This window comes from Rudaea sp., from assembly GCF_057139185.1.
The window spans coordinates 112,636-135,204 of the sequence record NZ_DBNHDN010000044.1; the positions used below are offsets into that span (position 1 = coordinate 112,636).

General features: G+C 66.4%; 26 protein-coding genes. 6 read left to right on the forward strand and 20 right to left on the reverse strand.

All coding sequences use genetic code 11. From position 1 onward, the window contains the following. Positions 1–6: 6 nt before the first annotated feature. A complete protein-coding gene (locus tag AC16HO_RS14915) occupies positions 7–1,635 on the reverse strand; it encodes a tetratricopeptide repeat protein (protein ID WP_395641497.1) in 1,629 nt (542 codons plus the stop codon). 203 nt (positions 1,636–1,838) lie between these two features. Between AC16HO_RS14915 and AC16HO_RS14920 the strand changes: the two genes are divergently transcribed. Then, positions 1,839–3,725 (forward strand): MFS transporter, encoded by a 1,887-nt coding sequence (locus AC16HO_RS14920; RefSeq protein ID WP_395641496.1) that lies wholly within the window; start codon positions 1,839–1,841, stop codon positions 3,723–3,725. Between the two features lie 121 nt (positions 3,726–3,846). On the opposite strand, the gene ampE is transcribed toward AC16HO_RS14920, so the two are convergent. The 5 genes from ampE to AC16HO_RS14945 all read right to left on the reverse strand — a co-directional run bounded on the left by ampE (position 3,847) and on the right by AC16HO_RS14945 (position 7,386). Beyond that, on the reverse strand, positions 3,847–4,725 hold the full coding sequence (gene ampE, locus AC16HO_RS14925) for a regulatory signaling modulator protein AmpE (protein ID WP_395641495.1): 879 nt from the start codon (positions 4,723–4,725) through the stop codon (positions 3,847–3,849). A gap of 55 nt (positions 4,726–4,780) precedes the next feature. Then, positions 4,781–5,761 (reverse strand): NAD(+) diphosphatase, encoded by a 981-nt coding sequence (gene nudC / locus AC16HO_RS14930; RefSeq protein WP_395641494.1) that lies wholly within the window; start codon positions 5,759–5,761, stop codon positions 4,781–4,783. Positions 5,762–5,827: 66 nt separating this feature from the next. Next, positions 5,828–6,190 (reverse strand): iron-sulfur cluster insertion protein ErpA, encoded by a 363-nt coding sequence (gene erpA / locus AC16HO_RS14935; RefSeq protein ID WP_395641493.1) that lies wholly within the window; start codon positions 6,188–6,190, stop codon positions 5,828–5,830. 31 nt (positions 6,191–6,221) lie between these two features. Then, complete coding sequence (locus tag AC16HO_RS14940; protein ID WP_395641492.1) at positions 6,222–6,659, reverse strand: bactofilin family protein; 438 nt, start codon at positions 6,657–6,659, stop codon at positions 6,222–6,224. Next, on the reverse strand, positions 6,646–7,386 hold the full coding sequence (locus tag AC16HO_RS14945; RefSeq protein ID WP_395641491.1) for a DUF6776 family protein: 741 nt from the start codon (positions 7,384–7,386) through the stop codon (positions 6,646–6,648). The genes AC16HO_RS14940 and AC16HO_RS14945 overlap by 14 nt, the downstream gene beginning before the upstream one ends. Positions 7,387–7,488: 102 nt before the next feature. Between AC16HO_RS14945 and AC16HO_RS14950 the strand changes: the two genes are divergently transcribed. Further along, entirely contained in the window at positions 7,489–7,905 is a 417-nt protein-coding gene (locus AC16HO_RS14950; RefSeq protein ID WP_395641490.1) for a CopD family protein, read from the forward strand. Positions 7,906–7,965: 60 nt separating this feature from the next. Here the strand turns inward: AC16HO_RS14950 and bfr are convergent, their stop codons facing one another. The 10 genes from bfr to AC16HO_RS15000 all read right to left on the reverse strand — a co-directional run bounded on the left by bfr (position 7,966) and on the right by AC16HO_RS15000 (position 15,175). Next, a complete protein-coding gene (gene bfr, locus AC16HO_RS14955; RefSeq protein ID WP_395641489.1) occupies positions 7,966–8,436 on the reverse strand; it encodes a bacterioferritin in 471 nt (156 codons plus the stop codon). A gap of 128 nt (positions 8,437–8,564) precedes the next feature. Further along, complete coding sequence (locus AC16HO_RS14960; RefSeq protein ID WP_395641672.1) at positions 8,565–8,774, reverse strand: (2Fe-2S)-binding protein; 210 nt, start codon at positions 8,772–8,774, stop codon at positions 8,565–8,567. Between the two features lie 330 nt (positions 8,775–9,104). Then, on the reverse strand, positions 9,105–9,731 hold the full coding sequence (locus AC16HO_RS14965) for an RNA pyrophosphohydrolase (RefSeq protein WP_395641488.1): 627 nt from the start codon (positions 9,729–9,731) through the stop codon (positions 9,105–9,107). 149 nt (positions 9,732–9,880) lie between these two features. After that, positions 9,881–10,597, reverse strand: coding sequence for a glycosyltransferase family 2 protein (locus AC16HO_RS14970; protein ID WP_395641487.1), 717 nt, complete (start codon positions 10,595–10,597; stop codon positions 9,881–9,883). Between the two features lie 69 nt (positions 10,598–10,666). Continuing rightward, positions 10,667–11,362, reverse strand: a complete 696-nt coding sequence (locus tag AC16HO_RS14975) for a DUF3379 family protein (protein ID WP_395641486.1) — start codon at positions 11,360–11,362, stop codon at positions 10,667–10,669. Then, on the reverse strand, positions 11,359–11,892 hold the full coding sequence (locus AC16HO_RS14980) for a sigma-70 family RNA polymerase sigma factor (protein ID WP_395641485.1): 534 nt from the start codon (positions 11,890–11,892) through the stop codon (positions 11,359–11,361). The genes AC16HO_RS14975 and AC16HO_RS14980 overlap by 4 nt, the downstream gene beginning before the upstream one ends. Positions 11,893–11,974: 82 nt before the next feature. After that, positions 11,975–12,847: a ParB/RepB/Spo0J family partition protein gene (locus AC16HO_RS14985; protein WP_395641484.1), complete on the reverse strand. Its 873-nt coding sequence runs from the start codon at positions 12,845–12,847 to the stop codon at positions 11,975–11,977. 34 nt (positions 12,848–12,881) lie between these two features. Beyond that, positions 12,882–13,778 (reverse strand): ParA family protein, encoded by an 897-nt coding sequence (locus tag AC16HO_RS14990; protein WP_395641483.1) that lies wholly within the window; start codon positions 13,776–13,778, stop codon positions 12,882–12,884. Positions 13,779–13,944: 166 nt separating this feature from the next. Beyond that, positions 13,945–14,592, reverse strand: a complete 648-nt coding sequence (rsmG, locus tag AC16HO_RS14995) for a 16S rRNA (guanine(527)-N(7))-methyltransferase RsmG (protein ID WP_395641482.1) — start codon at positions 14,590–14,592, stop codon at positions 13,945–13,947. A 130-nt stretch (positions 14,593–14,722) separates the two neighbouring features. Further along, positions 14,723–15,175, reverse strand: a complete 453-nt coding sequence (locus AC16HO_RS15000) for an SPFH domain-containing protein (RefSeq protein ID WP_395641481.1) — start codon at positions 15,173–15,175, stop codon at positions 14,723–14,725. A gap of 251 nt (positions 15,176–15,426) precedes the next feature. Between AC16HO_RS15000 and hemB the strand changes: the two genes are divergently transcribed. The 3 genes from hemB to AC16HO_RS15015 are packed head-to-tail and all read left to right on the forward strand — an operon-like array spanning position 15,427 to position 17,571. Next, positions 15,427–16,449 (forward strand): porphobilinogen synthase, encoded by a 1,023-nt coding sequence (hemB, locus tag AC16HO_RS15005; RefSeq protein WP_395641480.1) that lies wholly within the window; start codon positions 15,427–15,429, stop codon positions 16,447–16,449. A 19-nt stretch (positions 16,450–16,468) separates the two neighbouring features. Next, on the forward strand, positions 16,469–17,311 hold the full coding sequence (gene aroE / locus AC16HO_RS15010) for a shikimate dehydrogenase (protein ID WP_395641479.1): 843 nt from the start codon (positions 16,469–16,471) through the stop codon (positions 17,309–17,311). Between the two features lie 2 nt (positions 17,312–17,313). Further along, positions 17,314–17,571, forward strand: a complete 258-nt coding sequence (locus tag AC16HO_RS15015; RefSeq protein ID WP_395641478.1) for a YkgJ family cysteine cluster protein — start codon at positions 17,314–17,316, stop codon at positions 17,569–17,571. A gap of 24 nt (positions 17,572–17,595) precedes the next feature. On the opposite strand, the gene AC16HO_RS15020 is transcribed toward AC16HO_RS15015, so the two are convergent. Then, the gene (locus AC16HO_RS15020; RefSeq protein WP_395641477.1) at positions 17,596–18,129 is read right to left on the reverse strand and encodes a gamma carbonic anhydrase family protein; all 534 of its coding nucleotides are present in this window, start codon (positions 18,127–18,129) and stop codon (positions 17,596–17,598) included. A 144-nt stretch (positions 18,130–18,273) separates the two neighbouring features. On the opposite strand from AC16HO_RS15020, the gene AC16HO_RS15025 reads away from it, so the two are divergent. Beyond that, the gene (locus AC16HO_RS15025) at positions 18,274–19,677 is read left to right on the forward strand and encodes a coniferyl aldehyde dehydrogenase (RefSeq protein WP_395641476.1); all 1,404 of its coding nucleotides are present in this window, start codon (positions 18,274–18,276) and stop codon (positions 19,675–19,677) included. A 74-nt stretch (positions 19,678–19,751) separates the two neighbouring features. Here the strand turns inward: AC16HO_RS15025 and AC16HO_RS15030 are convergent, their stop codons facing one another. The 3 genes from AC16HO_RS15030 to AC16HO_RS15040 are packed head-to-tail and all read right to left on the reverse strand — an operon-like array spanning position 19,752 to position 22,551. Continuing rightward, positions 19,752–20,540, reverse strand: coding sequence for a glycosyltransferase family 2 protein (locus tag AC16HO_RS15030; protein WP_395641475.1), 789 nt, complete (start codon positions 20,538–20,540; stop codon positions 19,752–19,754). Next, the gene (locus AC16HO_RS15035) at positions 20,537–21,352 is read right to left on the reverse strand and encodes a beta-ketoacyl synthase chain length factor (protein ID WP_395641474.1); all 816 of its coding nucleotides are present in this window, start codon (positions 21,350–21,352) and stop codon (positions 20,537–20,539) included. The genes AC16HO_RS15030 and AC16HO_RS15035 overlap by 4 nt, the downstream gene beginning before the upstream one ends. Further along, positions 21,349–22,551, reverse strand: a complete 1,203-nt coding sequence (locus tag AC16HO_RS15040) for a beta-ketoacyl-[acyl-carrier-protein] synthase family protein (protein ID WP_395641671.1) — start codon at positions 22,549–22,551, stop codon at positions 21,349–21,351. Before AC16HO_RS15040 ends, AC16HO_RS15035 begins: the two co-directional genes overlap by 4 nt. Between the last annotated feature and the right edge of the window lie 18 nt (positions 22,552–22,569).

The following is a 22,569-nucleotide window of genomic DNA, read 5'->3' on the forward strand; positions in this document are numbered from 1 at the left end:
GGGCGTCTACTTCTGCACCGGGCCGGGCGGCGGCGCGGCTGGCGCGGCCCGCATCGCCGGCGCCTTGAAGTACGGATGCTCCGCCGGCCACGGGCGATCCGGCACCTGCTGCTTGACGAATTGCTGCATCGTGGAGCGGAGCATCGCCGCCGCCTCGGGGTTGCGCGCACGCGTCGCCTCGAAAATCGCCTGCGCCTGGTATTCCTGCGCGTCCTTGAACTTGGCGTGCGCGGCCAGCGCGAGCGCGAGCGCGGCCGCATTCGCCGCATCCGGACGCTGCTTGTACAGCAACTGGCCGTAGTCGAGCGCGACGTCGCGCGTCTTCGCATCCGCCGCCTCGCAGGTGCTGGCGACGCGCACGAAGATCTGCAACAGATCACCATCGTTCTTGCGCCGCTCGAGCACGCCGTTGATCGCCTGCAGCGCGCCGTCGCATTTGCCCTGCGCCGTGAGCGCGGCGACGAGGTGCGCGTACGCAGTCGCGCTGTCGGGCTGCAGCGCGATCAGGCCGCGATACTGTTCGGCGGCCTGCGCGTAGCGTGCACGGCGCATCTCGGCATCGCCGAGCAGCAGCCAGGAATCGGGCAGTTTGCGATCGAGTTTCTGCGCCTGCCGGTATTCGTCGTACGCCTTCGCGTCGTTCCCGGCGAATTCGGCGACGATGCCGCTGGCCACGCGCGCGGTAGCGCTGTCGGACTTTGCCTTGAGCGCCTGGTCGACATAGGACTGTGCGACGGCCTGGTTGCCGAGCGTCGCCTCGATGCGCGCAGCGAACGCCAGTGCCTCGACGTCGTCCGGCGTCTCCTTCAGCACCGCGGCGAGGGTGTCGCGCGCACCTTGGATGTTGCCCTGCTGGGCAAAGCTGCGCGCCTCGGCCAACGTGCCGCCGGCCTGCTGCGGCGCGGCGAGCATGCCGGCGACAAGCGGATCATCGAGCGCCGCGGCGCCACGGCCCGCCTTCGCCCGCGCCTCGTCGGCGGCCTTGGCGTTGTTCTGCCCGGCGTAGGCGTCGGCAAGATCGGCGTACAGGCCGGTCGCCTGCGGATCGAGCCTGAGCGCCTTGTTGAGCGCCTCGACCGCGTCGGCGTAGCGCTTCTGTTTGAGCGCGAGCTGACCGAGCATCGCGAACGCGACCGGCGCGTCGGCGTGTTCGCGCGCCGCATCCTCGAGCAGCTTGCGCGCGCCGGCAGTGTCGCCGAGATCGACGAGCGTGTCGGCAAGCCGATAGCGGATCGGCAGATAGACCTTGTCGCGCTCGAGCGCGGCCTGGAAATTCGCGCGCGCATCCTCGTTGCGCTTGAGCTTGCGCGCGATCACTCCGCGCAGGTAGAACCAGCGGCCATCGTTCGGATTGACCTGGGTGGCGTCGTAGAAAGCAACCGCCGCGGCTTCGTCGAAACCATTGCGCGCGTACAGCGCACCGAGATCGGCGTAGGCCTGCGCGAGCGGCGGACCGACCAGATCGGCCCTGGCCTTGTCGATCACCGCGCGCTCGTCGGCGATCTTCTTCGCAGCGTCCGCCGCCAATTTCGAGGTATCGGGTGTCGGCACGGGCTGCAATGCGCCGTCGGCATGGGCCACGACCGCGGCGAGGGCGAGCAGAAGGGAGGCGGAAAGCCGTAGAGAATTGCGCATGGATATGTCCGGAAACCAGGTTCTCGAACCGCGTAGTTTATCAGCGCTCAGGTTTGCTACTCTGGCCGCGGGGTGAACGACGACCCGGCACGACGCGAGGCACGATACGCGGGGTCTCGCGTCGCGATACGCCGGCACACAGCGCCGCAGTGCGCGTCGTTTTCAGACAATATGGCCGCAGCGCCGATAACGCAGAGGTAGCGATGTCCGACCACAGCCAGTTCCGCCTGTTGCGCGAACGCCGCTTCCTGCCGTTTTTCCTGACCCAGGCACTGGGCGCATTCAACGACAACGTCTTCCGCGTCGCGACGATCCTGCTGATCGGTTTCAGCATGAGCCTGCCCGACGAGAAGGTTGCCTTCTACAACAACATCGCGCCGGCACTGTTCATCCTGCCATTCTTCCTTTTCTCCGCCTCGGCCGGCCAACTCGCGGAGAAGTTCGAGAAAACACGCATCATCCGCTTCGTCAAACTGTTCGAGATCGCCGCGATGGCGATTGCGACCTGGGGCTTCGTCACCCGCAGCCCGTGGCTGCTGCTGTTCGTGCTGTTTCTGATGGGCGCGCATTCGACCCTGTTCGGGCCGATCAAGTACGCGATCCTGCCGCAGGCGTTGGACGAAAGCGAACTGGTTGGCGGCAATGCGCTGGTTGAAACCGCAACCCAGCTCGCGATCCTGTTCGGCATGATGGTCGGCGGCGCGTTGATGGCCACGGGCGGCGCGAACGGACCGCTGCTCGCTTCGATCGCCGTGCTCTGTGTCGCCGCCGCCGGCTACCTCGTCTGCCGCGCGATCCCGCCCGCACCGCCGACCGCGCCCGGATTGCGCTTCAACTGGAACATCCTTTCCGAGACCTGGCGCGTGATGCGCTTCGCCGCGCGAGATCGCACCGTATTCAACTCGGTGCTCGGCATCTCCTGGTTCTGGTTCTTCGGTATCGTCGTCACCGCGCAGCTGCCGAGCTATACGAAGATCTTTCTCGGCGGCAACGACGCGGTGTTCACGTTCACGCTCGCGCTGTTCTCGATCGGCACCGGCATCGGCTCGCTGCTATGCGAGCGCCTGTCCGGGCACAAGGTCGAAATCGGCCTGGTGCCGTTCGGTTCGATCGGCATCACCCTGTTCGGCGTCGACCTGTATTTCGCGCGTCCGCATCCGGCGCCGGTGCAAGGGTTGGGGCCACTCGAATTCCTGCATTCCGCGGGCGGCTGGCACATCGCGTTCGACCTCACCCTGATCGGCGTGTTCGCCGGCTTCTACATCGTGCCGCTGTTCGCGCTCGTGCAGAGCCGCGCCGAGCGCGACCAGCTTTCGCGCATCATCGCCGGCAACAACATCATCAACGCGCTGTTCATGGTCGCGGCGACGGCGCTGTCGCTCGCGCTGCTCAACGCGGCGCATTTCACCATCCCCCAGTTATTTCTCGTCGCCGCGCTGCTCAACGCCGCCGTTGCGATCTACATCTACACGCTGGTACCGGAATTCCTGCTGCGCTTCGTCGACTGGATCCTGATTTCGCTGCTCTACCGCGTCCGCACTGAAGGCCTCGACAACATTCCGGAGGAGGGCCCGGCAGTGCTCGTCTGCAACCATGTCAGCTTCATGGATGCGCAGATCGTGCTCGGCTGCATCCGCCGGCCGGTACGCTTCGTCATGTACTACAAGATCTTCAACACGCCGCTGCGGCCGCTGTTCAAGGCGATGAAGGCGATCCCGATCGCAGGCGCAAAGGAAAACCCCGAACTGTTGCAACGTGCGTTCGCGGAAGTCGACAAGGAGCTGGCCTTGGGCAACCTCGTCTGTATCTTCCCGGAAGGCGGCATCACGCGCGACGGCGATATCGCGCCGTTCCGTCCCGGTATCGAACGCATCCTCGCCACGCAGCCCGTGCCCGTAGTGCCGATGGCCCTGCGCGGGCTCTGGGGCAGCATCTTCAGCCGCAAGGATTCCTGGCTCAACCGCGCGCGCCTGCCGCGCCGCTTCCGCGCGCGCATCGAACTCGTCGCCGGCCCGGCCGTACCGGCGGCGCAGGCGACTGCAGCCATGCTCGAAGCAAAGGTGCGTGCATTGCGCGGCAATTCAGCGTGAGATCGAGAACACCTTGACCACGGATTGCACGGATAGAGCAGAACCAGAAAATTTTTTTCTTTATCCGTGTTGATCGGCTCGTATCAGTCCCGATCCGTGGCCAACACTCTCGATTTGCTTCTCAGCCGAACACCCCGGCAATGACGATCACGGCGAGAATCGCGAGCCAGACAATCAGCACGCGGCGGATCAGGGTCATTGCATCGTCGAGCTCGATCAGCGCATCGGTTGTGTCGACCGAATGGCCGTCGCCGGCTTCGACGTCGGCATCGACGCTGGCGCGCGCGATCGCGCCGAGAAAGCCGCACTCGAAGCTCCAGTAGCCCTGCGGATGCGCGGCGTGGTAGCTGCGCCAGGCCTTGAGCACGGCGTCGAAGTCCGAAGCGATAGCGAGCGCGAGCGCGATCAGGTGCGCCGGCAGCCAGTCGAGCAGGCGCGCGAATTTCTGCGCCAGCGACTGTTGCGTGGCGGGCAATGCCTGCGCGTGCGCGGGCGTGTACGCGAGCAGGTGCGCGAGGCGATAGAGCAAGGCGCCAACGGGCCCGAGAATGGCGAACCAAAGCACGACTCCGAACACGCGGCGCAGTCCCGCGGTGAACGCGGCTTCGACCACCGCGTTCGCTTCAAATGGCAGCGGCTCGCTCATTTCCTCGGGCTTGAGCGCCTGCGCCGCCTCGTTGCGGCGATCGGAGTCAGGCGCCTTGTCGACCGCTTCGACGTCCTGTTCGAGATCGCGCGGCCCCATGCAGTAGAACAGCACGACGATGCCGACGACGAGGCTAGGCAGGCCAAAGACATTGCCGCGCAGCGCCAGTTGCACGGCCAGGCAGAGCAACGCGGGCAGGCCGATCGTGATGAGCAGGCCGAGTTCCGCGCTGGATTGTGCCGCGCCCTGATCCTGCCAGCCGCGCAGCCAGGAAAAATTGCGCAGGCGCTTGAGGTCGGGGGCGAAATGCGTGAGCAGCAGGACGACTACGATCGCGACGAACACGATGGCCATGAAAAATTTCCTTCCGCGCAAAATGCGCGGGCGCGGGAAATTGTAACAGCGGCGCTTATCCGCGCACGGCCCGGCGCAGCGGATCGTCGTGCGTCACCGAATCGAGCTCGATGCCCGCGGCTTCGCGCAGCCAATGTTCGACGAGGCGGTACGACACCGACAGTGGCGACGGCATCAGCAATTCGCCCGAGGCGACACCGTCGACAAGTTGCCGCGCGGTGAACCAGCGCGCGTCTTCGAGTTCGGGACCGAGCTTGATCGTCGGATCGTCCGCGCGCGCGGTGAAGCCGAGCATGATCGACGAGGGGAACGGCCATGGCTGCGAGGAATGGTAGTCGCAATCGACCACGCGCACGCCGGCCTCCTCGTACACCTCGCGCTGCACCGCGGCTTCCAGCGTCTCGCCCGGCTCGACGAAGCCGGCCAGCGCCGAGTAGCGGCCCTTCGGCCAGCTCGCCTGGCGGCCGAGCAGGCAGGCGCCGCCGTGCGCGACGACGACGATCATCGCCGGATCGGTGCGCGGGAAATGCTCGGCGGCACATTGCGGATTCGTGCACACGGCGCGATGACCGGCGCTTTCATGCCGCACGCGCGAACCGCAGACGCTGCAATGGCGTGTGCGCTCCTGCCAGTTGACGATCGCACGCGCGTAGGCGAACAGGCCGGCATCGTCGGCAGCCAGGGTCAGGCCGGCGCTGCGCAGGTCGACGAAGTCGCCGCCGATCCGCGCGGCAATGCTGGCGCAGGCCGCATCGTCCGCACGCCAGACGAACCAGTCGTGGCCTTGCGTATTGCCGAGATAGGTCGTGGCCTCCTCGCTGCCCCCGAAGCAAGCGAATCGAGCGTGGTCGAGGCCACGCAGGCGGTGCCCGGCGGCGTCGACCAGTGCGCGGCCGTCGGCGCGCAGCAACAGGAACCGCGCGGCCACCGCGTGCAAGCGCCGGTTGATCGTTTCGGTGTCGCTGCGCCAATCGGCGTCGCGTTCGATTTCGAGGGCGGAGAACGTATTGTTACGGCTGCGTACGAGAGAACTCATCGAATCATTTTAGCGCCCATCCATGAGCGCAGGATCGAAAACGCAGTTCCCGGTGCCGGCGGCGTGTCAGATGCTGAAGGACGAACCGCAGCCGCAGGTCGTTTTCGCATTCGGATTGCGGATCACGAACTGCGCGCCTTGCAGGCTCTCGCTGTAGTCGATTTCCGCACCCATCAAGTATTGCAGGCTGAGCGGATCGACCACCAGGGTGACGCCTTCCTTTTCCAGCGCGAGATCATCCTCGGCGCGCGCCTCGTCGAACGTGAAACCATACTGGAAGCCCGAGCAGCCGCCGCCGGAGATGTAGACGCGCAGCTTGAGGTCGGGGTTGTTCTCCTCGGCGATCAGCTCGCGTACCTTGTGCGCGGCCGCGTCGGTGAAGATCAGCGGCTGCTCGAGGGCGTCCTGGTAGCTGGGCGTCGTATCCATGCGGGCGTAGATCGTGCCGATTCGGGCGAAATCAAGTACGCGCGGCACCGGACAGCGCGAACTCGTCCGCTTCGTCGGGCGCGGCCAACTGCTTCGGCGGCTCGGCACGATGCACGATCTTGCCGTTGATCTGCGCGCCGGCTGACATTTCCATGACCTTGTAGTAGACGTTGCCTTCGACGCGCGCGCCGGCGGCAAGTTCGAGCCGCTGCGTCGCGGTGACATCGCCGTTGACCTCGCCGTTGATGATCACATGCGGGGCGATGATCTCGCCCTTGATGCGCCCGCTGTTCGACAAGGTCAGCACTGCGCTGTCGCCGTCGCCGTGCAGCGCGCCTTCGACACTGCCGTCGACGTGCAGTCGGCCGTTGAAGCTGACGTCGCCGCGGATCTGCGTACCGCCGGCGATCAACGAGGTGGTTTCGGCCGGCGGCGCGACCTGATTGGACTTGCTTCTATTCCCCAGCATGCGTCCCTCCCGACGTGGTCAATACCTCGTCCCATGTGAAATCGCGTGAACCCTTGCCGAACTCGGAGCCGGCATCGGCCTCGACACGCACGCCGTTCGGCACGAAACCCGCCGGCAGCAGAAGAGTACCTTTTATTTGCTGGAAATACTTGAAGGAGAATCCCACTCCCTTTGCGTCTGCGCTGTCCGCGAGATCGGCCCAATCAACCGTCACGAGTTTGCCGGCGCGCATGCCGCTCAGGCTGATCCGCACCTGCCCGCTGGCGACCTGGCCAGGCTTGAGGTTCTGCGTAAGCGTGACGGAATAATTGAACAGGCGCGGATTGTCGCGCACCGGCGCGAGGCTCAACGCCTGCACGCTGAGACCGTCGCGCTTTGCGTCGGCGCGCGTCAGACTGCTGTAAAAGGCCAGGTCGGCGCGCAGCCCGGCGATCTCCTCCTGGCGCTCGCCGATCTGGCGCTGCAACTGCGCATTCGCCGCGTTTTCCACCTGCTGCGCGCGCTCGAGCACGGCCACGCGCTGCTGCAGGGTCGCGTTCTGTTCGAGTGCATGCCGAAGCTGCGTCAGGCCGTCGGCCGGCACATTCTCGCGCAACACCCAGGTCGCAGCGACGGCGACCACAATCGAAGCGAACCAAAACAGGCCTAGCGTCGCCCACTCACGCCAGCGCGGGCGCTCGGCGTGCGGGCGGATGACGAGGGTGGGTGGTGGCGGAACGTGGACCATGCACGAATCGTTCGAGGCGAACGCGAGAGCTTAGCGAAAAACGCGGCCCCGCACCCATTCGCCGCGGCTATACTGCGTCGTCGTTCACATTCATTTTCGCCGATGCTCTGGATCAAGGCCCTGCACATCGTCTTCGTCGTGACCTGGTTCGCCGGGCTGTTCTATCTGCCGCGGCTGTTCATCTACGACGTCGAATCCGCCGACGCCGCGGTGCGAGCGCAGTTGCGAATCATGCAACGGCGCCTGCTCGGGATCACGCATGTCGGCGGCGCGCTCGCGCTGACCTTCGGCATCTGGACGCTGATCCTCGTACCCGCCTACCTGCACCAGGGTTGGCTGCACGCCAAGCTCGCCCTGGTGCTCGGCCTGGTCGCCTACCACATCCGGCTGGTGCAACTGGTGCAACGATTCGCCGAAGACCGCAACACGCACTCCTCGCGCTGGTTGCGCGTGTTCAATGAAGTGCCGGCGCTGTTCCTGATCGCGATCGTGCTGCTGGTGGTGGTGAAACCGGCATAGAGGCATGCCGGCGCAGCCGGCATTCCATCTATCTTCTGCTCTTCTGCGTACCGCCCGGATTCACGACCCCAGCTTCTGCTGCAGGTAGCCCGTTTCGCCGAGTTGCTTGACCAGGCCGAGCTGCGTCTCAAGCCAGTCGATGTGCTCTTCCTCGGATTCCAGGATCTCCTCGAACAGCTCGCGGCTGACGTAATCGCCGACCTTTTCACAATGCGCGATCGCCAGCTTCAAATCGGGATGCGCGGCCTGCTCCAGCTTGAGATCGCACTTGATCACCTCGACCGGCGTCTCGCCGATCATCAGCTTGCCGAGCGCCTGCAAATTCGGCAGACCTTCGAGGAACAGAATGCGCTCGATCAACTTGTCCGCATGCTTCATCTCGTCGATCGATTCCTTGTATTCGTGCTCGGCCAGCTCCTTGTAGCCCCAGTTCTTGTACATGCGTGCATGCAGGAAATACTGGTTGATGGCGGTCAACTCGTTGAACAGCACCTTGTTGAGGTGGGCTATGACCTGCTTGTCGCCTTTCATGCCTGGAACTCCCGATCTTTCGCGAAGGTACGACTATAGCGCGCGCCACAGCCACGCGAAGAAACGCGAATCGTGAGCATTTGCAGGAAGGCCCGCCGTGCACGCACCGCCAAGCGGATCAGCGCCGCCTACGCCGCCTGTGCAACCAGCGGCAGGCTGAACGCCGCGCGCGTGCGGCGATGCGCGTCGCGCAGCACCTCCTCGGCGACATCGGCGCAACTGCCGCAATCGCCCGAGCAACCCGTGCGGCGCGTGAGTTCACTCAGGCTGCGCACACCCTCGGCGGCAGCCTGACGAATCATCTTCTCGGTGACGGCGTTGCAGATGCAGACGTACATGGGCACGGATATGGCGAGACGATAGTCATATTCAATTGCAAATGAGAATGATTGTCAACTACTTTCTGCAATGCGATCCCGGATTCACGAATGACCGCAACAAACCAGGTCCGCAATTGGCAAAAGAAGCTCCCATCGATCCCGTCGATGCAGGAATCCGCGGATCTTCACCGGCGACTCCACAGCAGGTGTTCGTTTGCGCGGGCTAACAAACGCCGAAGTGGAGCAGCAGCCTGGGCGGGTTCGATACGTTTGATGCCGGAAAACCGCGGCGAGCGGCCCGCAGGCCGGCTCCGATGCCGCGCACCGGTCCGGCGCGCAATGTCCGGACTAACCCGCCTTGGCCAAGCCGAGCCGCTCGGCCAGATCAGCCATGCCTTCAGCCATCGCGCGCGCACTCTCGGCCATCTGCTCGGCCGCGGCGAAGGCGGATTCGGTCATCTGCCCGGCCACGGCGAGCGCATCGTCGAGCGTGGCGTGGCTGTAGCTGGTCGCGATCGGGGCAAGGTGGCGCAACGCGCGCTGGTACACGTCGCGCTTGAACGCAACGACGTGGCTGGCCGGATACCAGAAATCGACCCAGCGCCATTGATCGAACTCGGGTTCGTCGGTCGCGTCCAGGCGCACCGCGGACTCTTCGCCGACGAAGCGCAGCAGGAACCACACCTGTTTCTGGCCGATGCACATCGGCTTCTGGTTGCGCCGGACCATGCGCGGCGGCAGGCGGTAGCGCAGCCAGCCCGGCGTCGCGCCGAGCACCTGCACGTGATGCGGCCGCAGGCCGGTTTCCTCGTGCAGTTCGCGGTACATCGCCTCCAGCGGGGTTTCGTCGCTGCGCATGCCGCCCTGCGGGAACTGCCAGCCGTCCTTGAACGCACGGCGCGCCCAGAACACCCTGCCGTCGTCGCGCAACAGGATGATTCCCACATTCGGACGGTAGCCATCCGGATCGATCACGTAGCTCTGCTCCAAATCCCGACGCGCCGCGCCGTGGAAACCGATACCAACGGCGGGAAATGGCGCTTTTGTCCCGATTCTTCCACAGCCGGTCACGCCGGGCAAGCGAACCGGGGCGCATGCCGCGCCTGAAACAGGTTGTGCCGCGATCAGAGTTCTTCGACCGCCGTGCGCTTGGAGCGGCGGATCAGCCAGGCCACGCCGCGCAGGTCGGAGATGCCGACCAGCGCCCGATTGAGATTGTTGTACTTCGACACGCCCGTCCCGCGCGCACGGTGGTTCACCGGCACGCTTTTCACCTGCCAGCCGGCGCGCTGCATGAGCGCGGGCAGGTAGCGATGCATGTGGTCGAAATACGGCAGGTCGAGGAAAACGGCGCGCTCGAACAGCTTGATCCCGCAGCCGGTGTCGGGCGTTTCGTCCTTGAGCAGATTGGAGCGGATGCGGTTGGCCCAGCGCGAGGCCCAGCGCTTGCTGCCCGAATCCTGGCGGTTCACGCGCCAGCCGGCGAACAGCTTGATTGCGGATGCCGACGCGTCGCGCATCGCGATGAGCTTGGGGATGTCGGCCGGGTCGTTCTGGCCGTCGCCGTCGAGCGTGGCGATCCAGGCGCTGCGCGCGGCCTTGATGCCGGTGCGCAGCGCGGTGCTCTGCCCGCTCTGCGAAACATGGCGCAGCACGCGCAGCTCGGGGAACTGCGCTTTCGCCGCAGTCAGCACGGCGAGCGTGTCGTCACGGCTCAGGTCGTCGACATAGACGATCTCGAAATCGACCTTGCCGCGCAGCGTGGCCACAATTTCGCTGAGCAGCGGGACGATATTGTCACGCTCGTTGTGCACGGGCACGACGACGGATAAGTCGGGCATCGCTTCGATCCGGAAGTTGACGCGGCCATTATCGCCTGCCGCGGCGCCGCTTGTCGCCCGCGCCCCGGCTCAGCCGGCGATCGCCGCGCGCCACTGCGCCTCGGCGCGGCCGAATTCGGCGGAAGTCCTGGCCAGCAGGATCAGGGTGCCGCTGCCGAGTGGAAGACTACGGCCGCGCAGGCCGTCACGCTCGAAGTCTGCGGCCGTCGCCACTTTCTGATCGACTATGTAGATCACGGTCAGCGGGCCGTCCTCGGTCGGCATGACCAGATGCACCGAACGATGTTTGCTGGCGCCGACCGGGCAAGGCGCAACAAAGCTGATGCCGTCGGGGACTTGCTTCAGGGTGACGCCACGCTCGGCGAATGTGCGCACCACTTCTGCGGCCGGGACCGGTGCGGTCAGTGCCAGCACCTCCTCCTCCGAATGCAGGTGCTCGACCGCCTGCACCGACAACGGCTTGGCCTCCGCGCGCATGCCGGCGACGCCGATCGCGAGCACGAGCGCTGCGGCGATCGCGAACATCGAGGCGCGACGCAGGTTCGTGCGCCGGCGCCTCTCCGCGGTGGTTTGCGCAAGCAGGATGGCCTCGGCGAGCTGCGCGGGCACGGCGACGCTCAACGCGCGCACCAGCTCACCCTCGAACGCCAACGCACGCGCCTGCGCCTCCGCGCAACGCGGGCATTCCGTGCGATGTCGCACGAAATCCGCGGCAGTCGCCTGGGGCTCGATCGCGAGTTGTCGCCGGAATTCAACGCAGTTCACAGTACTATCACCTTGGCCTGTGCATCGTTCGACTCGCCGCCGAGCATCGCCTTCAACTTCTGCCGCGCGCGGAACAACTGGGTCATCACCGCGGCGCTGGAAATGTTCAACTCGCGCGCGATCTCCTCGCAGGAGAACCCGCCGACCACCTGCATGAGCAGCGGCTCTCGATATTTCACTTCGAGCTTGAGCATGGCCGCGCGGACCAACGCATCCTCGCCCGAACCTTCCGGCGTCAATGCCTCGCGCACGTCCGCCACCTCGACCTCGTCCACGTCGACGAACTGCGGCGTCTTGCGCTCGTACAGGCGCGCATGCTCGCGGCGCAGGATCGTGATCAGCCACGCCTTGGCCGCGCCGGTCTCGCGCAAGCTGTCGAGCGAACGCCACGCACGCAGAAACGACTCCTGCACGAGATCCTGTGCCAGTGCCTCCTCGCCGCAAAGCCAATACGCATAGCGGAACAAGTCACCCGAATGACCGCGCACGAGCGCGTCGAACTGTCGCTGCTTGCTGCTCACAGAAGACATGACCGGGCGGATGCTATCGAGCTTTCATGGAAAATTTGTGCTGTCATTCGCGCGCGCTTCCGGCGGAAGGACGAAAAAAAGTTCAACGGCGGATTTTTTCGAGGATGCCTTCCAGCTCGTCCAGGCTGTGGTAGCCGATAACGAGCTTGCCACGCCCGCCGCTGCCGTGCTGGACCGCCACGCGCGCGGCGAGCTTCTCCGACAGCTCGCGCTCGAGCGCGACGATGTCGGCATCGCGCGACGCGGCTTTCTTCGCCTTGCCCTGTGGCGCGGTCTGCGCCTTGCGCGCCGCAGCCTCCAGCTCGCGCACCGACCAGCCGTGCGCGGCCGCATGCCGCGCCAGACCGAGCGCCAGCGCCGCCGGCAGTGTGGCCAACGCCTTGGCGTGCCCGGTTTCGATCCGGCCTTCCTTGAGCAGGCGCTGGATCTCCTCGGGCAGGTCGAGCAGGCGCAGCAAGTTCGACACCGCCGAACGCGAACGGCCGATCGCCTCGGCAACCTTCTCGTGCGTATGCTGGAACTCGTCGATCAGGCGGCGCAATGCGTGTGCTTCCTCGAGCGCGGACAAATCCTCGCGCTGGATATTCTCGATCAGGGTCATCGCCGCGACCGCGGGGTCGCCGACTTCGCGCACGACCACCGGAACCTCGGCGAGGCCGGCAAGCTGCGCGGCGCGCCAGCGGCGCTCGCCGGCGATGATCTCGTAGCGTTCCGCACCGAGCGGACGCACGACGATGGGCTGGATCACGCCCTGCGCCTTGATCGAGGCGGCAAGCTCGGCGAGCTTGTCCTGATCGAACACGCGCCGCGGCTGGTACTTGCCCGGCGCGATGCGCCCGACCGGCAGCGCACGCAGATCGTCACCGTGCGCGGCGGTTTCCGCGGCGACATCGCCGCCGCCGAGCAATACGTCCAGATCGCGCGAACCCAGCCCGCGCCGCTTTGCCGCTGCCATGTGCTATCCAATCACCGATTCGGGGCGCGCAAGTTTAGCGCACGAGCAGTGAGGCGATGGACGGTGGTGGTGTTTCCGCGGGCTGGGACTTTTCATCGACCGCCGCGGCGGCCGGCGGATTCGCGTCCGCCGCGGGCACCGGTGCGGGATGCGCCGCCCCGGCCGCCGCCGCGCGGTCGCGCCGCAACAGCTCGCCGGCCAAGCCGAAATAGGCGATCGCGCCGCGCGATTCACGGTCGTAGAGGTTGATCGGCTGACCGTGGCTAGGCGCTTCGGCGAGGCGGATGTTGCGCGGGATCACCGAGCGCAGCAGCTTGTCGCCGAAATGCTTGGCGAGTTGCGCGGAAACGTCGTTGCCGAGGTTGTTGCGCACGTCGTACATCGTGCGCAGGATACCGTCGATTTCGAGATGCGGATTGAGCCGCGCGCGCACCGCCTTGACCGTGTCGAGCAGGCTGGTCAGGCCTTCCAGCGCGAAGTACTCGCACTGCACCGGGATCAGTACGCCGTGCGCGGCGGTCAGCGCATTGACTGTGAGCAGGTGCAGCGACGGCGGGCAGTCAATCAGGATCGTGTGGTAACGCTCGCCGAGCTTGGCCAATTGCTCCTTCAGGCGCGACTCGCGCGCGAGCATGTCCATCAGCTTGATTTCGGCCGCGGTCAGGTCGCGGCTGCCGGGCAGCAGGTCGAAATTGGCCGGCGTCGGCAGGATCGCCGCCTCGATTGCGGCCTCTTCGAGCAGCACTTCGCAGCCGGTCGGCTTGGCCGTGCGCTTGTCGATGCCCGAGGCCATCGTCGCATTGCCCTGCGGATCGAGATCGACGAGCAGCACGCGGCGTTTCGCCTCGGCCAGCGCCGCGGCGAGATTGACCGCGGTCGTGGTCTTGCCCACGCCGCCTTTCTGGTTCACCACCGCGATGATGCGAGTCATGCTTGGATCGCTCTGCAACGATAAAAAACACAAGACAGCCACGAAGACACGAAGGTCGCCAAGGAAAGCCGCGAAGGAAATCTCAACCACGATCCTTGCTTCGTGATCTTCGTGTCTTTCATGGCAACGTTTTGATTTCCCTGCGCCGCCGGAACCGAAACCGGGTTTACGAACGGCGAAGTATGATGGCATGCCGCGCCGCACCCAAGCCCGGGACGGACAGCGGCACGATTTGCTCGATGCGGAAGTCCGGCGGGATGCCGCGCAATTCCCCCTCGTCGATCACACCTTTCATTGCCACGCATATGCCGTCCGGGGCAAGCAACTGGCCGCCCCAGGTCAGAATATCGCCCAGCGCGGCGAATGCGCGCGCGGTGACGCAATCGTACTGCCCGGCCACCTCCTCGACGCGCGCCTGCTCGACGCGCACATTGGCCAGGCCGAGCACACGCACGGCCTCGCGCAGAAAGCGCGTCTTCTTGCCGTTGCTGTCGACCAGGGTGACGGCGCGATCCGGAGCGAGAATCGCCAGCGGAATGCCGGGCAACCCCGGGCCGGTGCCGAGATCGACCAGCGTGGCGCCGCGCACCAACGGCGCAATCGCGAGCGAATCGAGCAGGTGGCGCGTGACCATTTCCGCCGGATCGCGCACCGCGGTCAGGTTGTAGACCGCGTTCCAACGCACCAGCAGATCGAGATAGTCGAGCAGGCTCCCGCTCTGTTCCACGGTCAATGCCAGGCCGAGTTCACCCGTGCCGGCCCGCAGGCGGGCTTGCAAGGTGGCGCGATCGGGAGCAGGACGGGCGGCGGGCATGCGGGCAATTCCGGCGCGGAACGGCCGCGCGGCGGCCGGCAAGTATCGCGGCAGCGCGCGGCAAATTCCACCGGCGCGGCCACTCCGGGACAGACTGCCCCGGGCAATCCGGGGCAGACACGCCGCTCGGTTACGCGAGCTGCACCCGCGTCACCATCAGGCCGCGCTCGCGCAATGAGCGGTTCAGTTCGGTCTTCAGGTGCTGGTTGCGTGCGGCAATGTCGCGTGCCGGAGCGGCCGCGACCAGTTCGGGCAAGCGCTCACGCAGACGCACGCCGACCTCGTCGATGATCGCGTCGGCGCGCGCGGCGTCGAGCACCTGGTAGTAGATCTTGCCGTGCAACGGGCCCTGATCCGGAGTCGCGATTTCGCCAACTTCGACGACATTGCCGAACAGCCGGATCTTGTGCGCGACGCGCTCGATCACGGGCAGGACCAGGTGGGTACCGGCACCGAGCGTACGCATGTGGCCGTCCACGCGCCGCAGGGTATATGCCTGCCCTTCAGGAATGCGCTTGATCGACGCAACGAACAGCAGGACCGTGGCGCCCAACAGCGCCATCATCACGATAGGGGCTAGCATTTTTATTCCCTCTTCCAAGAGGTTATGTGAAGCTTGCAATACGCACTCTGGAAAAAACCCGCACCTTGGTGAATATACGGGCTTTTCTTGAGTATGCCGCTGCGCCGCCGAATCGGCGCTGAATCATTCTGGTATTTTTGCGTTTTCATACTTGTCTTCCCGGGAAGCCGCACCCGATTACACAAGCAAGTAACTTGCCAAATTCCCGAAATCAGCGCCTGAAACGCGGCATGCGCCAAGGAGTGATGTCGATGTCCTACCCCGCCACCCGTCTGCGCCGCATGCGCCGCGACGCGTTCTCGCGCGCGCTGATGCGCGAGACGACCCTGCTGCCCAGCGACCTGATCATGGTTGCCTTTGTCATCGAGGGCGAAGGCCAGCGCGAGCCGGTCCCGTCGATGCCCGGCATCGCACGCCTGTCGATCGACGAACTGGAAAAACTGGCCGGCGAATGCGTCGCCGCTGGCATTCCGGCACTGGCGCTATTTCCTTCGCCGGGCGACAAGGTCAAATCTGAAGATGCATGCGAGGCGTGGAATCCCGACGGGCTGTTCCAGCGCGCCGCGCGCGCGCTGAAGCGGCGCTACCCCGGGCTCGGCCTGATCGGCGATGTCGCCCTCGATCCCTACACCACGCACGGCCAGGACGGTCTGATCGACGCCAATGGCTACGTCATGAACGAGCCGACCATCGAGGCACTGGTGAAGATGTCGCTGGCCCAGGCCGAAGCCGGCTACGACTTCGTCGCGCCGTCGGACATGATGGACGGCCGTATCGGCGCGATCCGCGATGCGCTGGAGCGCGCCGGCTTCATCCACACGCGCATCCTCGCCTACTCGGCCAAGTATGCGTCGGGTTTCTACGGCCCGTTCCGCGACGCGGTCGGCTCGGCCGGCAACCTCGGCACGGGCAACAAGCACACCTACCAGATGGACGTCGGCAACAGCGACGAGGCGCTGCGTGAAATAGAACTCGATCTGGCCGAAGGCGCGGACGCGGTGATGGTCAAGCCGGGCATGCCCTACCTCGACATCGTCCAGCGCGTGAAGCAACGCTTCGGCGCGCCGACCTTCGTCTACCAGGTCTCCGGCGAATACGCGATGCTCAAGGCCGCCGCGCAGAACGGCTGGCTCGACGAAAGGGCGGTCGTGCTCGAATCGCTGACTTCGATCAAGCGCGCCGGTGCCGATGCGATCCTGAGCTATTTCGCGCTCGATGCGGCGCGCTGGCTGAACGAACGGTGCCCGCCATTGCGGCGGGGATTGCCGGAATGACGCACAGGTGGATGAATCCATGACCATTGCGAACTACGCCGTCTTCGGCCACCCGATTTCACACTCGTTGTCGCCGCGCATCCACGCCGCGTTCGGCAAGCAGGCCGGCATCGCACTGAATTACGTCGCGATCGATGCACCGACCGACACGTTCGCGGCGGTGCTCGCGCGCTTCGCCGACGCAGGCGGACGTGGCGCAAACGTCACCTTGCCATTGAAGCAGGAAGCGTTCCGCCTCAGCGCGAGCGCTTCCGATTTCGCCCAACGTGCCGGCGCCGTCAACACGCTGACGCGCCTCGACGCCGGCTGGCGCGGCGACAATACCGACGGTGCCGGCCTGATCCGCGACCTCACCGGGCGCCACGGGCTCGACCTGCGCGAACGCCGCACGCTGCTGCTCGGCGCCGGCGGCGCCGCGCGCGCGGCCGCGCATGCGCTGCTCGACGCCGGCATCGGCGAACTCGTCATCGTCAACCGCAGCCCCGAGCGTGCCGACGCACTCGCCGATGCGATCGGCCTGCCCAAGCGCGTGCACACGCGCTACTGGAACGATCTCGCCAATCTCGGCAGCTTCGACCTCGTCGTCAACGCCACCTCGGCCGGCGTCGCGCGCGAAACGCTGCACCTGCCGTTCGCCCTGGTCGCGCCGCGGGCGCTGTGCTACGACCTGTCCTACGGCGCGGCCGCGTTCGGCTTCATTGCCTGGGCGCGCGCCGCGGGCGCGGGCAAGGCGCTCGACGGCCTCGGCCTGTTGGTCGAACAGGCCGCCGAATCGTTCTCGATCTGGCACGGCACGCGGCCCGAAACCGATCCGGTGCACGACCTGCTGCGCGCCGAATTGCCGCTGCTCGCCACGGACTGACGATGGAATGCCGTGTCGGCTGCGGCGCCTGCTGCATTGCGCCGTCGATTTCGTCGCCGATTCCCGGAATGCCGAACGGCAAGCCGGCGGGTGTTCGTTGCGTCCAGTTGGACGACCGCAACCGCTGCCGGATTTTCGGCCGGCCGGAACGACCCGCCGTCTGTGGCAATCTCGGACCGGAGCCCGCAATGTGTGGCAACAGCGCCGCCGAGGCGATGCGCACGATCGCGGCATGGGAAATCGCAAGCACTCCGCAGTAGACGGTTCTCCTCCCAACTGGTGCCCTACGGCTCGCCCAGGTATTCGTTCTTCAGTAGCACGTAGTGCCTGGCCGAGTAGTAGAGCTGCTCGATCTGCTTGTCGGTCAGCACGCGCACACGGCGCGCGGGGTTGCCCAGCCACAGCTCGCCCTCACCGACGACTTTGCCCGGCGAGACGACCGCGCCCGCGCCGATCATCGCGTGTTTGCGCACGACCGCCTTGTCGAGCACCGTCGCGTGCATGCCGATCAGGCAGGCGTTCTCGATCGTGCATGCATGCAGGATCGCGCCGTGGCCGACGGTGACGTCGTCACCGATGATCAGCGGCGCGCCGCCCGGCGTGTACGGGCCGTCGTGGGTGACGTGCAGCACGCAGTTGTCCTGGATGTTGGTACGCGCACCGATGCGGATGAAATTGACATCGCCGCGCGCGGCAACAAACGGCCAGATCGACGCGTCGTCGCCGATTTCGACATCACCGACCACGACCGCGGCAGGATCGACATAGGCGTTTTCGCCGAGGCGCGGCAGGCGGCCGCGGTAGGGGCGCAGGTGCATGGGGTTCCTTGTCGCGTGCGAACTAGCGGGCACGCATCGTAGCACCGTGGCCGCTTTGCCCCCGCCGATGCGCCGTTGCCGCCGTGCCGCCACGCGCGGAGCGCGCTACACTGCGACCATACGCCACCGAATCCCGGACCGCCGATGGACATGCCCGTCTCCACGACCGATCTTGCCGCCACCCTCGCGCGCCTGCGCGGCGCGCAGCAGGCAAACGTGCCGAGCTACACGCAGCGCATGGACGATCTGAAGCGCCTGCGCGCTGCCTTCAAGGCGCGCATGGACACGCTGATCGCGGCAATGAACGCGGATTTCGGCCGCCGCGCACGCGCGGACTGCATCCTCGGCGACGCGTTCACCGTGCTCGCCGACATCGACCACATCCGCGCCCACCTGCGCGGCTGGATGCGCAGCAAGAGCGACCTTGCCGACTGGCTGTTCTGGCCCGCACGCACCGAGGTACGCTACCAGCCACTCGGCGTGGTCGGCGTGATCTCGCCGTGGAACTACCCGGTCAACCTCGCCCTGCTGCCGCTGGCGGCGGCCATCGCCGCGGGCAACCACGTGATGCTGAAACCGTCCGAGCACACGCCGCGCACCTCGCAGGAACTGAAAGCCTTGCTCGATGAAGTGTTCCCGCAAGACCGCGTCGCCGTCGTACTGGGCGGCGCCGAGGTGGCCGGCGCGTTCGCCGCACTGCCGCTGGATCATCTGTTCTTTACCGGCTCGACCGCGGTCGGGCGCAAGGTCATGCTTGCCGCCGCGCAGAACCTGACCCCGGTGACGCTCGAACTCGGCGGCAAGTCGCCGGCGATTCTCGCGCCGGGCTATCCGGTGACGACTGCAGTCGATCGCATTTCCGCGGGCAAGCTGCTCAACGCCGGCCAGACCTGCATCGCACCCGACTACGTGCTGATGCAGAAGGAAACGGTCGCGCCGTTCGTCGCCGAGATGCAGCGCGTGGTCGCGCAGCGCTATCCGGACCTGGCGACGAATCCCGCCTACACGAGCATCGTCAACGAGGGACAGTACACGCGCCTCGCCGGCTATCTCGAAGAGGCGCGCGCGGTCGGCGCAAAGGTGGTCGAGCTGACGCAAGGCGATGCCGCGAACCGCATCCTCGCGCCAACGCTGGTGATCGATCCACCCGCGCATCTCGCCGTGATGCAGGACGAGATTTTCGGCCCGATCCTGCCGATCGTCACGGTCGACTCGGTCGATGCCGCAATCGACTTCGTCAACGCGCGCCCGCGCCCGCTCGCGCTCTACCATTTCGACCACGATCGCGCGCGTACCGAGCGCGTGCTCGAGCGCACCATCGCCGGCGGTGTCACCGTCAACGACACGATACTGCACATCGCGCAGTCGAACCTGCCGTTCGGCGGCGTCGGTCCATCCGGCATGGGCCACTATCACGGCCGCGAAGGCTTTCTCACTTTCAGCAAGCAGAAGCCGGTGCTCTACCAGGCGCGCTTCAGCAGCATGAAGGTGTTGCGCCCGCCGTACGGCAAGCTCGCGAACTTCGTAATGAAATTCCTCACCCGCTGAGCGCGGCCCGGCTTCGGCGACCGGTGGCGCTCCTGTCGCCCGCGGCAAGCGTCATACGCGCCGCGCCCAAGCCCTCAACGCACCGGCAGGTCGAGCACGATCGGCGGCAGCGTGCGCGAGCGGCGCAGGTTGCCGAGCATGAAGCCGCCGCGCAGCAGGCGTCCGGCGATCATGCGCGTGATGCGCGAGACGTCGCGAAACGGTTTGAAATGACTCGCGCGGCGCTCTTCCTCGTAGCTGGCCTTGATCGGCACCGACACGGCGCGAATACCGCGCCCGGCACACTCGATCAGGATTTCGCTTTCGAATACGAAGCCGTCGTGCGGCAGCGCAAGCGCAGTCTCGATCGCGGCGCGCGGGTAGTAGCGCTGGCCACTCTGCGAATCGACGATGCGCTGGCCGCAGGCCCACGACACCCAGAAGTCGGCCTGCGCATTGCCGAAGCGGTTCTTGTCCGGCTGCGCATCGCGGCCGAGCAGGCGTGCGCCGATGACGATGTGGTTCGGGTACCGCGCGGCGGCGGCGAGCAGGCGCGGCAGGTCGGCCGCATCGTGCTGCCCATCGCCGTCCATGGTCAGCACGCCGTCGGCGCCGAGCTTGAGAGCGAGTTCGAAGCCGTCGCGCAACGCCATCGCCTTGCCCTGAGGCAGGGCATGGTGGATGCGTTCCACCGGCAGATCGGCAACGGCCTCGCTGGTCCGGTCGCTGGATCCGTCGTCGACGACGATCACTTTCGCGCAATGCCGCAGCGCGGACTCGACCACGCCGCGAATCGCGCGTTCCTCGTTCAGCGCCGGAATCACGACGACGCCGGCGATCGCCGCGTGCGCGCCTTGGGCGGCCTGAGTTTGCTCCCCGCTCAAAACGAAATCTCCAGATGCAGTGTCGATGCCGGCAAGTCTTGGTCGGCATGCAGGGCGAAGTCAAACCCTCCGGCTTCGCTGCGCGCCAACGCGGCCAGCAACGGCAAGCTTGCCGCTGCCGGATTGCGTTCGCGCAAAGCGTGCAGCGAGGCCGGCAGTGGCACAAGTTCCGCCGCAGCATCGCTGCGAAATTGCAGGCGCAGACGCGCCAGCGGCTCCGGCCTGGCCGGCGCGAGCACGAAGGCAACGCCGAACGGCACGTCGCAGGCAATGACCGCGGCGAGCGGCCCGGCCGCCGCGACGTCGAAGGCGACGTAGAGCACCGGGCTGGCCTCGCTCGCCACGATCGCCGCCGCTTCGAGCAGGCCGGCGGCGAATGTGGCGCCGCCGGCGCTCAGCGCGGTCGAGGATGCCATGCAGCCGGCCGCGATCGTCCAGTAGCCGGCCGGCGCGTTGTGCACGGAGTTGTGGAACCTGGTCGGCGACACCTCGAGAGGTGTGCGCGCGAGCACGGCGCAGAGATAGTCGTTGATCGCGAGATCGCCGTAGGCCGAGGCGAACACGTTGGGCAGCTCGCGCGGTGCCTGTCCGGCCATCGCACAAGCCTGTTCGGCCGCGGCGAGCGCAAGCAGCACCGAATCCGGCGCACGCCGGCGTTCGTTCGGCGACAGCAGCGCCGGTGCGGGTCGCGTGCACGCCGACGTATCGGGCCTGTTCATGCTGCGCAACGCATCGCGGGCCGCGCTCCAGTCGGCCATGCCGGGCGCACAGACGCCGATGCCTTCGATCGCCAGCTCCAGCGCCACGCTCATGCCTCGTCCCCGCGCGCGAACGCGAGGCAGCAGTTGTTGCCGCCGAAACCGAATGAGTTCGACAGCGCGATGCGCAGGTCTGCCTCGGCGTTGTCGGTGCGCAGCTGCGGACCGCAGACGGGGTCGAGCTCACGCGTGTTCAGCGTGCCCGGTGCGAGGCCGCGCTCGAGTGCGATCAGGCTGATCGCGGTTTCGAGGATGCCGGCCGCGCCCAGCGTATGCCCGCTCCAGCCCTTGGTGGAGCTGGCGCGCGTCGTCGCCGGAAAGCGGCGCGCGATCAACGCGGCTTCCATCGCATCGTTGTGCAGGCTCGCCGTGCCGTGCAGGTTGATGTAGTCGACCTGGCTTGCGCGGATGCCGGCGCGCGCGAGCGCATCGTCGAGCGCACGCTCGGCGCCGAGCCCCTGCGGATGCGGTGCGGACATGTGGTGCGCGTCGCTGGATTCGCCGTAGCCGATCAGCAGCGGCGTTCCTTTTTCCACTTTTCCACTTTGCGGCGTGCGCTCGAGAATCGCGAAGCCGGCTGCCTCGCCCAGCGAAAGGCCGCGACGGTTGGCGTCGAACGGCCGACATTCCTCGTCGGAAACAAGCTGCAGCGAATTGAAGCCGAACAACACGCTGTCGCAAAGCGTATCGACGCCGCCGACGATAGCCGCATCGACCAGGCCCAGATGCAACATGCGCGCGGCGCTGGCGAACACCTTCGCGCTCGACGAGCAGGCCGTGGCGATGGTCAGGCTCGGCCCGGCCAGACCTAGCGCGTGCGCGACGAACAGACCCAGTGCGTGCGGCTGGTGGATCGACGCGCGGCGCTGCGCGGCGGGAAAATGTCCATCCGCATCGAGTTCGCGGTACGCGCGCTCGGTTTCGCCGATGCTCGAAGTCGAGGTACCGAGCACGAGTGCGACGCGCGAAGCGCCGTGGCGCTCGCGCAACGCAAGCGCACGCTCGCGGAAGCCGTCCTGGTCGAGACCGAGCCAGGCCAGGCGATGATTGCGCGAGTCCAGCGATGCGAGCGCATCGGGCAGGCGCAAATCTTCCAGACCGTCGACGCGACCGATCTTGCACGCCAGCGGTTGGGTCGACAACGAATTCGCGGTCAGCCCGCCGGACCGCGTTTCCAGCGCGCGCGCGATCGCCCCCGACCCGCGCCCGGCGGCGCAAGTGGCGGTGTAGGCGGTGATGGCGAGCGGCGCAATGCGGTCTGGCAAACGGAA

Excerpts from the sequence above, each read along its gene's own strand:
- AC16HO_RS15020 (WP_395641477.1), bottom strand. The coding sequence starts at position 18,129 with ATGCACCTGCGCCCCTACCGCGGCCGCCTGCCGCGCCTCGGCGAAAAC.
- AC16HO_RS15035 (WP_395641474.1), bottom strand. The coding sequence starts at position 21,352 with ATGAGCGTGGCGCTGGAGCTGGCGATCGAAGGCATCGGCGTCTGTGCG.
- AC16HO_RS14920 (WP_395641496.1), top strand. The coding sequence starts at position 1,839 with ATGTCCGACCACAGCCAGTTCCGCCTGTTGCGCGAACGCCGCTTCCTG.
- AC16HO_RS14985 (WP_395641484.1), bottom strand. The coding sequence starts at position 12,847 with ATGGCAGCGGCAAAGCGGCGCGGGCTGGGTTCGCGCGATCTGGACGTA.
- bfr (WP_395641489.1), bottom strand. The coding sequence starts at position 8,436 with ATGAAAGGCGACAAGCAGGTCATAGCCCACCTCAACAAGGTGCTGTTC.
- AC16HO_RS15000 (WP_395641481.1), bottom strand. The coding sequence starts at position 15,175 with ATGCTAGCCCCTATCGTGATGATGGCGCTGTTGGGCGCCACGGTCCTG.
- erpA (WP_395641493.1), bottom strand. The coding sequence starts at position 6,190 with ATGGATACGACGCCCAGCTACCAGGACGCCCTCGAGCAGCCGCTGATC.
- AC16HO_RS15015 (WP_395641478.1), top strand. The coding sequence starts at position 17,314 with ATGGAATGCCGTGTCGGCTGCGGCGCCTGCTGCATTGCGCCGTCGATT.
- AC16HO_RS14980 (WP_395641485.1), bottom strand. The coding sequence starts at position 11,892 with ATGTCTTCTGTGAGCAGCAAGCAGCGACAGTTCGACGCGCTCGTGCGC.
- AC16HO_RS14950 (WP_395641490.1), top strand. The coding sequence starts at position 7,489 with ATGCTCTGGATCAAGGCCCTGCACATCGTCTTCGTCGTGACCTGGTTC.
- AC16HO_RS14960 (WP_395641672.1), bottom strand. The coding sequence starts at position 8,774 with ATGTACGTCTGCATCTGCAACGCCGTCACCGAGAAGATGATTCGTCAG.
- AC16HO_RS14970 (WP_395641487.1), bottom strand. The coding sequence starts at position 10,597 with ATGCCCGACTTATCCGTCGTCGTGCCCGTGCACAACGAGCGTGACAAT.
- nudC (WP_395641494.1), bottom strand. The coding sequence starts at position 5,761 with ATGAGTTCTCTCGTACGCAGCCGTAACAATACGTTCTCCGCCCTCGAA.
- hemB (WP_395641480.1), top strand. The coding sequence starts at position 15,427 with ATGTCCTACCCCGCCACCCGTCTGCGCCGCATGCGCCGCGACGCGTTC.
- AC16HO_RS15025 (WP_395641476.1), top strand. The coding sequence starts at position 18,274 with ATGGACATGCCCGTCTCCACGACCGATCTTGCCGCCACCCTCGCGCGC.
- AC16HO_RS14990 (WP_395641483.1), bottom strand. The coding sequence starts at position 13,778 with ATGACTCGCATCATCGCGGTGGTGAACCAGAAAGGCGGCGTGGGCAAG.
- ampE (WP_395641495.1), bottom strand. The coding sequence starts at position 4,725 with ATGGCCATCGTGTTCGTCGCGATCGTAGTCGTCCTGCTGCTCACGCAT.
- aroE (WP_395641479.1), top strand. The coding sequence starts at position 16,469 with ATGACCATTGCGAACTACGCCGTCTTCGGCCACCCGATTTCACACTCG.
- rsmG (WP_395641482.1), bottom strand. The coding sequence starts at position 14,592 with ATGCCCGCCGCCCGTCCTGCTCCCGATCGCGCCACCTTGCAAGCCCGC.
- AC16HO_RS14915 (WP_395641497.1), bottom strand. The coding sequence starts at position 1,635 with ATGCGCAATTCTCTACGGCTTTCCGCCTCCCTTCTGCTCGCCCTCGCC.
- AC16HO_RS14940 (WP_395641492.1), bottom strand. The coding sequence starts at position 6,659 with ATGCTGGGGAATAGAAGCAAGTCCAATCAGGTCGCGCCGCCGGCCGAA.
- AC16HO_RS14945 (WP_395641491.1), bottom strand. The coding sequence starts at position 7,386 with ATGGTCCACGTTCCGCCACCACCCACCCTCGTCATCCGCCCGCACGCC.